This window comes from Micromonospora sp. ATCC 39149 (assembly GCF_000158815.1).
Lineage (GTDB): Bacteria > Actinomycetota > Actinomycetes > Mycobacteriales > Micromonosporaceae > Micromonospora.
The window spans coordinates 2,506,553-2,514,235 of record NZ_GG657738.1; the positions used below are offsets into that span (position 1 = coordinate 2,506,553).

The 7,683-nt window shown below is 74.2% G+C and carries 6 protein-coding genes; 2 read left to right on the forward strand and 4 right to left on the reverse strand.

The features are described from left to right. Window positions 1-81 precede the first annotated feature (81 nt). Window positions 82-1,029 (reverse strand): NUDIX domain-containing protein, encoded by a 948-nt coding sequence (locus MCAG_RS10445; protein ID WP_007072929.1) that lies wholly within the window; start codon window positions 1,027-1,029, stop codon window positions 82-84. A 144-nt stretch (window positions 1,030-1,173) separates the two neighbouring features. On the opposite strand from MCAG_RS10445, the gene MCAG_RS10450 reads away from it, so the two are divergent. After that, the gene (locus MCAG_RS10450) at window positions 1,174-1,533 is read left to right on the forward strand and encodes a PspC domain-containing protein (protein ID WP_007072930.1); all 360 of its coding nucleotides are present in this window, start codon (window positions 1,174-1,176) and stop codon (window positions 1,531-1,533) included. Window positions 1,534-1,540: 7 nt separating this feature from the next. On the opposite strand, the gene guaA is transcribed toward MCAG_RS10450, so the two are convergent. Further along, window positions 1,541-3,094 (reverse strand): glutamine-hydrolyzing GMP synthase, encoded by a 1,554-nt coding sequence (gene guaA, locus MCAG_RS10455; RefSeq protein WP_036373054.1) that lies wholly within the window; start codon window positions 3,092-3,094, stop codon window positions 1,541-1,543. 179 nt (window positions 3,095-3,273) lie between these two features. Further along, the gene (locus MCAG_RS10460; RefSeq protein WP_007072932.1) at window positions 3,274-4,971 is read right to left on the reverse strand and encodes an FAD-dependent oxidoreductase; all 1,698 of its coding nucleotides are present in this window, start codon (window positions 4,969-4,971) and stop codon (window positions 3,274-3,276) included. 137 nt (window positions 4,972-5,108) lie between these two features. On the opposite strand from MCAG_RS10460, the gene MCAG_RS10465 reads away from it, so the two are divergent. Beyond that, window positions 5,109-6,227, forward strand: coding sequence for an LCP family protein (locus tag MCAG_RS10465; protein WP_007072933.1), 1,119 nt, complete (start codon window positions 5,109-5,111; stop codon window positions 6,225-6,227). Between the two features lie 10 nt (window positions 6,228-6,237). Here the strand turns inward: MCAG_RS10465 and MCAG_RS10470 are convergent, their stop codons facing one another. After that, window positions 6,238-7,620: a M1 family metallopeptidase gene (locus tag MCAG_RS10470; RefSeq protein ID WP_050778173.1), complete on the reverse strand. Its 1,383-nt coding sequence runs from the start codon at window positions 7,618-7,620 to the stop codon at window positions 6,238-6,240. Window positions 7,621-7,683: the final 63 nt, after the last annotated feature.

Sequence of the window (7,683 nt, forward strand, 5' to 3'; positions counted from 1 at the left end):
GGCGCGACCGGGCGGCGACAACTTCATGATCGGCTTGCGGCGGGGCGGGGCGGGGTCGGGTGCGGCGGCGGGACGTACGCGTCAGGCGAGGCGGGCGGCCTGGACGGCCTCGGCCGTGACCTCGGTGAGGCGGTCGGCGGGGAGCGCGCCCAGCTCGTCGCGGGCGAACCAGCGGGCCTCGCAGGTGGAGCCGCCGACGTCGGTCACGGTGGGCGGAGCGGGCTGGTCGACCATCACCCGGTAGAAGGCGCGCACGCCGTGCCAGTCGATCGGGTAGCCCTCCGGGCCGAGAGAGGCGGCGTCGCGGTGGCTGGCCACCCCGAGCAGCTCGACCAGGCGACCCCGCTGGCCGGTCTCCTCCACCAGCTCCCGGATCAGCGCCGCGCCCGGCTGCTCGCCGTAGTCGGTGCCGCCGCCGGGCAGGTGCCAGCAGCCGGCCCCCGGGTACCCGTCGGAGACCCGGGTGAGCAGCACCCGGCCCTCCGGGTCGGTGGCCACCGCGTACGCGGCGAAGCGCTGGGCGCGGTGCAGCCCGTCGGGACCGGGGACCGCGTAGAAGGAGGGGAACTCCGGGGCCTCGTCGGGCACCACGTCGGCCGAGGAGGTGGGCAGCCCGAGGGCCCGCGCGGTGAACGACCGCAGCCGCAGCTCGCGCGCCTCGGTGGGGGTGACCCAGCGGGCCAGGTCGGTGGGGCGGTCGACCCGGTCGGTCAGCGTGCCACCGCGCACGGAGACCCGGTAGATGAGCCGGTCGGTGTGGATGGTGATGCCCCGCTCGGGCAGGGCCCGCATGTCCGCCAGCACGTCGTCCAGCCCGCAGACGGCGACCGAGAGCCCGGTCTCGGCGGCGGTCTCCCGGACGACGGTGTGGTTCGGGTCCTCACCGTGGTCGACCGCCCCGCCGGGGAGGGACCACGTGCCGGGGGTGCCGGAGCGCTCCGATGCGCGGACCAGCAACACTCGGCCGACTGAGTCAGCACAAACTGCGTATGCCGCGATCCTGCGGAGCGGCTCCAGCATGGTGGTCACGGGGCCAAATTCTCCCCGCCGCTCGTTACCTGCATCGAAAAGAGTCGGATTCCTGACTGAACACTTGATCATCAGGGATCGGTCAGGGTAAGGATCCGGGCCGTCACCGAGGTCGGCGCGCCGCCAGGCGTGGAACGTGGAGGCATGACCTCGACACCGCACCAGGCCCCGTACAAGCAGCTCCGCCGCCCCACCACGGACCGGATGGTCGCCGGGGTGGCCAGCGGGCTCGGCCGCTACTTCGCCGTCGACCCCACCCTCGTCCGGGTGGTCTTCGCCATCGCGACGCTGGCCACCGCCGGGGTGGCCGCGCTCGCGTACCCGATCATGTGGTTCCTGATGCCGGAGGAGCCGGCCAGCGCCCCGGCCTGGCCACACCCGGCCGACCCCGCGTCACCCGGCCAGTCCCCCACTTCTGGGTACGAGCCCCAGCCGCCCCACCCGGCGACCGGCCCCCCGGCTGGCGGGGCACCGGGCGGGCCGGTGCCGCCGACCGTCGGCTGAGGCGGCGTCACTCCCACTCGATGGTGCCCGGCGGCTTGCTGGTGACGTCCAGAACCACTCGGTTCACCTCGGCCACCTCGTTGGTGATCCGGGTGGAGATCCTGGCCACCACCTCGTAGGGCAGCCGGGACCAGTCGGCGGTCATCGCGTCCTCGCTGGAGACCGGGCGCAGCACCACGGGATGCCCGTAGCTGCGCCCGTCGCCCTGCACCCCGACGCTGCGTACGTCGGCCAGCAGCACCACGGGGAACTGCCAGACGCCCCGGTCCAGGCCGGCGGCGGTCAGCTCCTCACGGGCGATCAGGTCGGCCTGGCGCAGCAGGTCGAGCCGCTCCCGGTCGACCGCCCCGATGATCCGGATGGCCAGCCCGGGGCCCGGGAACGGGTGCCGCCAGACCATCGCCTCGGGCAGGCCCAGCTCCAGGCCCAGCGTGCGCACCTCGTCCTTGAACAGCGTGCGCAGCGGCTCGACCAGGGCGAACTTCAGGTCCTCCGGCAGGCCGCCGACGTTGTGGTGGCTCTTGATGTTGGCGGTGCCCGTGCCGCCGCCGGACTCCACCACGTCCGGGTAGAGGGTGCCCTGCACCAGGAACTCGACGTCGCCGTGCGCGGCAACCTCCCGGGCGGCGGCCTCGAAGACCCGGATGAACTCCCGGCCGATGATCTTCCGCTTCTGCTCCGGGTCGGTCACCCCGGCCAGCGCACCGAGGAAGCGGTCGGCCGCGTCGACCACCTTCAGTTTGATCCCCGTGGCGGCGACGTAGTCCTTCTCCACCTGCTCGGCCTCGCCCGCCCGCAGCAGGCCGTGGTCGACGAAGACGCAGGTGAGCTGGTCACCGACGGCCCGGTGCACGAGCGCGGCGGCGACCGCCGAGTCGACACCGCCGCTCAGGCCGCAGATGACCTCCTTGTCGCCGACCTGCTCGCGGATGCGGGCCACCTGCTCGTCGATGATGTTCTCGGGCGTCCAGGTCGGCTCGATGCCGGCGATGTCGTACAGGAACCGGGAGAGCATCTCCTGGCCGTGCGCGGTGTGCCCCACCTCCGGGTGGAACTGCACGCCGGCGCGGCGACCGGCCAGGTCCTCGAACGCGGCGACGGGGGCCCCGGCCGACTCGGCCGTGACCGCGAAGCCGGCGGGGGCCTCGGTCACGCAGTCGCCGTGGCTCATCCAGACCGGCAGGTCGGCCGGGAGCTCGCGCAGCAGCACCCCGGCCTCGGCGCGGGTGCGCAGCGGGGTGCCGCCGTACTCACGGTTGCCGGTGCGCGCGACCGTGCCGCCGAGGGCCTGGGCCATCGCCTGGAAGCCGTAACAGATGCCGAAGACCGGCACGCCGGCCTCGAACATCCCCGCGTCGATTTGCGGGGCGTCGGGGGCGTAGACGCTGGCCGGACCGCCGGACAGGATGATCGCGGCCGGGTTCTTCGCCAGCATCTCGGCCACCGGCATCGAGTGCGGCACGATCTCCGAGTAGACCCTCGCCTCGCGCACCCGGCGCGCGATGAGCTGGGCGTACTGGGCTCCGAAGTCCACCACGAGGACGGGACGAGGCGTGCTCATGGGCAGGAAGCCTACCGACAGTCACCACCGCCCCGGCGCGGACCCCGTCCGCCCCTTCCGCGCCTCGCGGCTTCGGCGCGGCTCGGCGCGGCCCGGCCCGGCGCGGCTCGGCGCGGCGCGGCTTCGCGCGGTGAGAAGGGGACCCTTCTCTACCGTAGGCGTTAACAAGGGGCCCTTCCTTACGCGCGCAGCGCGGCGGGCGCGTGTGCCGGTACGGCCGGCCGCACCGGCGGCACCGCCGCCACCCGCCGGTACGGGGCCCCCAGCGGCGGCCGGGGATCCTCCCCGCCCCGGTTGGGCCAGAATGACATCGCCCGTTCCGCCTGGGCGGTGATGGTCAGCGACGGGTTCACCCCGAGGTTCGCCGACACGGCCGCCCCGTCCACCACGTGCAGCCCAGGGTGCCCGTAGACCCGGTGGTACGGGTCGATCACCCCGTCGGCCGGGGTGGCCCCGATCACCGCCCCGCCGAGGATGTGCGCGGTGATCGGGATGTCGAACGGGTCGGTGAGCGACCCGCCCGGCGTGCCGCCGATCTCCTCGGCGAGCAGCCGCGCGGCGGTGTTGCCGGCGGGGATCCACGTCGGGTTGGGCGCGCCGTGACCGGGGACGGACACCAGTCGCCGGCCGAGCGGGCCGCGCCGCCAGCGGGTGGTCAGCGAGTTGTCGGCGGACTGCATGACCAGCGCGATGATGGTGCGCTGCGACCAGTCGCGAACGGAGAGCATCCGGGCGGCGAGGCGGGGCTGGGTGAGTAGGCTGACCAGCCAGCGGCGGACCCGGTGCGGGCCGCCGTCGACCAGCAGCGACTGGAGCAGCCCCATCGCGTTGGAGCCGCGCCCGTAGCGGACCGGCTCGATGTGCGTCTGCGGGTCGGGGTGGAACGAGCTGGTGATCGCCACCCCCTCGGTGAAGTCGAGCCCCTCGGTGCGGGCCCGCCCGGGGGGCACGGACGCGCCGAGGATCGCCTCGGAGTTCGTCCGGGTCAGCTCGCCGAGGCGGTCGGAGAGGTGGGGCAGCGCGCCGGTGGCCTTCATCTCGTGCAGCAGCCGCTGGGTGCCGAGCGCCCCGGCCGCGAAGACCACCTGGTCGGCGTGCCATGCCTGGCGGCGGCTGCGCACCCAGGCGCCGGTACGGACGGTCTCCACCCGGTACCCGCCCCCGGCGGCGGGCCGCACGGCGGTGACGGTGGTCAGCGGGTGCACCTCGACGCCGAGCCGCTCGGCCAGCCACAGATAGTTCTTGACCAGGGTGTTCTTCGCCCCCTGCCGGCATCCGGTCATGCACGCCCCGCAGTGCGTGCAGCCGGTGCGCTCCGGGCCGGCGCCGCCGAAGTACGGGTCGGCGGCCGGCTCCCCCGGCCGACCGATGTGCACCCCCACGGGGGTGGCGTGGAACGTGTGCCCGACCCCCATCCGGTCGGCCACCGCCCGCATCGCCCGGTCCGCCCGGGTGTGCATCGGGTACGGGGTGACGCCGAGCATCCGTTTCGCCTGGTCGTAGTGCCGGGCCAGCTCGGCCCGCCAGTCGGTGACGTCCCGCCACTGGGGATCGGCGTAGAACGCGTCGAGGGGCTCGTAGAGGGTGTTCGCGTAGACCAGCGAGCCGCCGCCCACGCCCGCGCCGGAGAGCACCAGCACCCCGCCGCCGGACTTGCGCTCGGCGGAACGGAGCAGGGTGATCCGTTGCAGGCCGTAGCAGCCGAGTCTCGGGGCCCACAGGAATCGCCGCAGCCGCCACGAGGTCTCGGGGAACTCGTCGTCGGCGAAGCGCCGCCCGGCCTCCAGGACGCCGACGGAGTACCCCTTCTCGGCCAGCCGCAGCGCGGTGACGCTGCCGCCGAAGCCGGACCCGATGACGAGCACGTCGTACCGCATGGACGCATCATTACCGACGAGTAGCTCTCGCGCCACAGCCGGCTCCTGCGGGATCATCCTCCCGCCGCCGGTAATCCGAAGCTCAGCAGCCGCAACCCGGCGCGGTCTTGGGAGCGTTGTAGGGGCGGGGGTGCGACATGGCCGGACAGGCTGGAACCGGGCGTCGGCGATGGCGGGTGGCGCTGGCCGTCGTCACGGCGGCCGTCGTGGTGGCGGGCGGGGCGACGGTGGCCACCCGGCTGGTCGCCGACCGGCAGAGCGAGCGCGGGGCCGGGCGGATCACCGCCGCGCCCACGCCGTCGCCGGCCGCGCCGAGCCCCACTCCGACGCCGGGGGCCGACGTCACCGGGCCGCTGAACCTGTTGCTGGTCGGCGTGGACACCCGGGTCAGCGTGCCCGGCTGGGAGCCGCACGGCGACGCCGTGCTCGTGGCGCACGTGACGAGGGGGCTGGACCGGGCGTACCTCTTCTCGCTCCCCCGGGACCTGCTGGTCGACATCCCGGCGTACCCGAAGGCCGGGTACCGGGGCGGGAAGACCAAGCTCACCCACGCGATGAGCTACGGCAGCCGGGTGCCGGGCAAGCCGAAGCAGCCGAGCACCACCCAGGGGTACGAGTTGCTGCGCAGCACCGTCAGCGGGTACACCGGGCTGCGTTTCGACGCCGGCGCGGTGGTCACCTTCTCCGGCTTCGAGAAACTGGTGGACGCCGTCGGCGGGGTCGACCTCTACGTCGACCAGCGGACCGTCTCGCTGCACCGGCGGCCGGACGGCCGGCACCGCGACCCGGCGCCGAGCGGCGGCGGTTACGTCGGCCCGCAGATGGTCTACGCCAAGGGCGAGCGGCACCTCAACGGCTGGCAGGCGCTGGACTACGCCCGGCAGCGCTACGGCCTCGACGGCGGCGACTACGCCCGGCAGCGCCACCAGCAGCAGCTCATCCGGGCGCTGATGACGAAGATGCAGGCCGAGGGCCTGCCCCGGCAGCCGGACCGGGTCGAGCAGGTCGTCGGCGCGCTCGGCGACACCCTCGTCTACGCCGGCGGGCCGCGGATCGTCGACCTCGCGTACGCCCTCGGCGGGCTGCCCGCCGACCGGCTCGTCCTGGTCGGGCTGCCGGGCGAGGGGGTGGGCCGGGGCAGCGCCTACCGTGGCGAGCAGCTCAAGCCGGTCGGCCGGCAGTTCCTGACCGCGCTGGAGGAGGGTCGGGCCGAGCAGTACCTCGCCGACCACCCGGAGCTGGTGGTGAAGCGATAGGCAGCCGGGATCAGCGGGCCGGCTCGGGGCGGGCGGGTCGCTGGGTGCCGTAGAGCCAGGCGTCGAAGAGCGCGTCGAGCTGCCTGCCGGAGACCTGCTCGGCGTGGGCGACGAAGTCCGCCGTGGTGACGTTGCCACCGCGCTGGTCGGCCGCCCAGCCCCGGACGATCTGAAAGAACGCCCGGTCGCCGACGGTGGTCCGCAGCGCGTGCACGGTCATCGCGCCGCGCTGGTACACCGAGTGGCCGAACAGGTTCGTCACCCCCGGCCTGCCGGGCGGGGTCCGCCAGAGCGACTCGGACGCGCCGAAGTACTGCCCGTCGAACGACTGCTGCGCGGTCCGCCCGCCCCGGTGCTCCTCCCAGAGCCACTCCGCGTACGTGGCCAGCCCCTCGTTGAGCCAGATGTCCTGCCACCGCGCCAGCGCCACGCTGTCGCCGAACCACTGGTGGGCCAGTTCGTGCGCGACCACGCCGGTGTTCTCGCCCCGGCGGAAGAAGGCGGCCGAGTAGACCGGGCGGCTCTGCGTCTCCAGCGCGAACCTGATGCCCGGCTCGTCGACGACCACCCCGCCGTACGAATCGAACGGGTACGGCCCGAACACGCTCTCCAGGTAGTCGGCCACCTCGACGGTGCGGGCGATCGAGGCGTCCGCCGCACCCTCGGGCAGCTTCGTGGTGACCGCGTGGAACACCGGCCGCCCCTTGTGCTCGGCGCGGGTCACCCGGAACTCGCCGATCGCCACCATGCTCAGGTAGCTGGCCATCGGGGACCGCTCGGCCCACTTCCAGGTGGTCCAGCCGGCGCGGGTGCTCTTGCCGACCGGCACCCCGTTGCTGACGGCGGTCAGCCCCTCGGGGACGGTGATCTCGAAGTCGTAGGCGGCCTTGTCGGAGGGGTGGTCGTTCACCGGGAACCAGGTGCTCGCCGACTCGGGCTGGCCGAGGGCCACCGCGCCGTCGGTGGTGTGCCGGAAGCCGCCCTCGCCGAGGGCCTCGTTGCGCAGCGGCTTCGGCTCGCCGTCGTAGCCGATCTCGGCGGTGAAGCCGTTTCCGGAGGTCAGCCCGGCGGCGGGGGTGACGACCAGTTCGTCGCCGGCGCGGGCGTGCCGGGCCGGGGCACCGTCCACCGTCACCGTGCGCACGGTGAGCCCGGCCAGGTCCAGGTTGAACGCGGAGAGGTCGGCGGTGGCCGTGGCCTGCACGGTGGTGGTGCCGGTGAGGCGGTCCGCCGCCGGGTCGTAGCGGACCTTCACGACGTACCGGGTCACGTCGTACCCGCCGTTGCCGTATCGGGGGAAGTAGTCGTCGCCCACCCCCGCCGCGCCGGGCTTGAACTGCCGGGACGCGGTCGGCGACGGGGTGGCCTCCCGGGCGGCCGGCTCGGGCGTCAGGAGCAGGCGGCGAGCCCGAGCGCGCCGGCTGCCACATCCGGGTGCCGAGGCGCAGGCCCCGCA

Bases quoted from the DNA above. Each gene is read 5' to 3' on its own strand.
- MCAG_RS10450 (WP_007072930.1), top strand. From the start codon at position 1,174: ATGACCTCGACACCGCACCAGGCCCCGTACAAGCAGCTCCGCCGCCCC.
- guaA (WP_036373054.1), bottom strand. From the start codon at position 3,094: ATGAGCACGCCTCGTCCCGTCCTCGTGGTGGACTTCGGAGCCCAGTAC.
- MCAG_RS10460 (WP_007072932.1), bottom strand. From the start codon at position 4,971: ATGCGGTACGACGTGCTCGTCATCGGGTCCGGCTTCGGCGGCAGCGTC.
- MCAG_RS10465 (WP_007072933.1), top strand. From the start codon at position 5,109: ATGGCCGGACAGGCTGGAACCGGGCGTCGGCGATGGCGGGTGGCGCTG.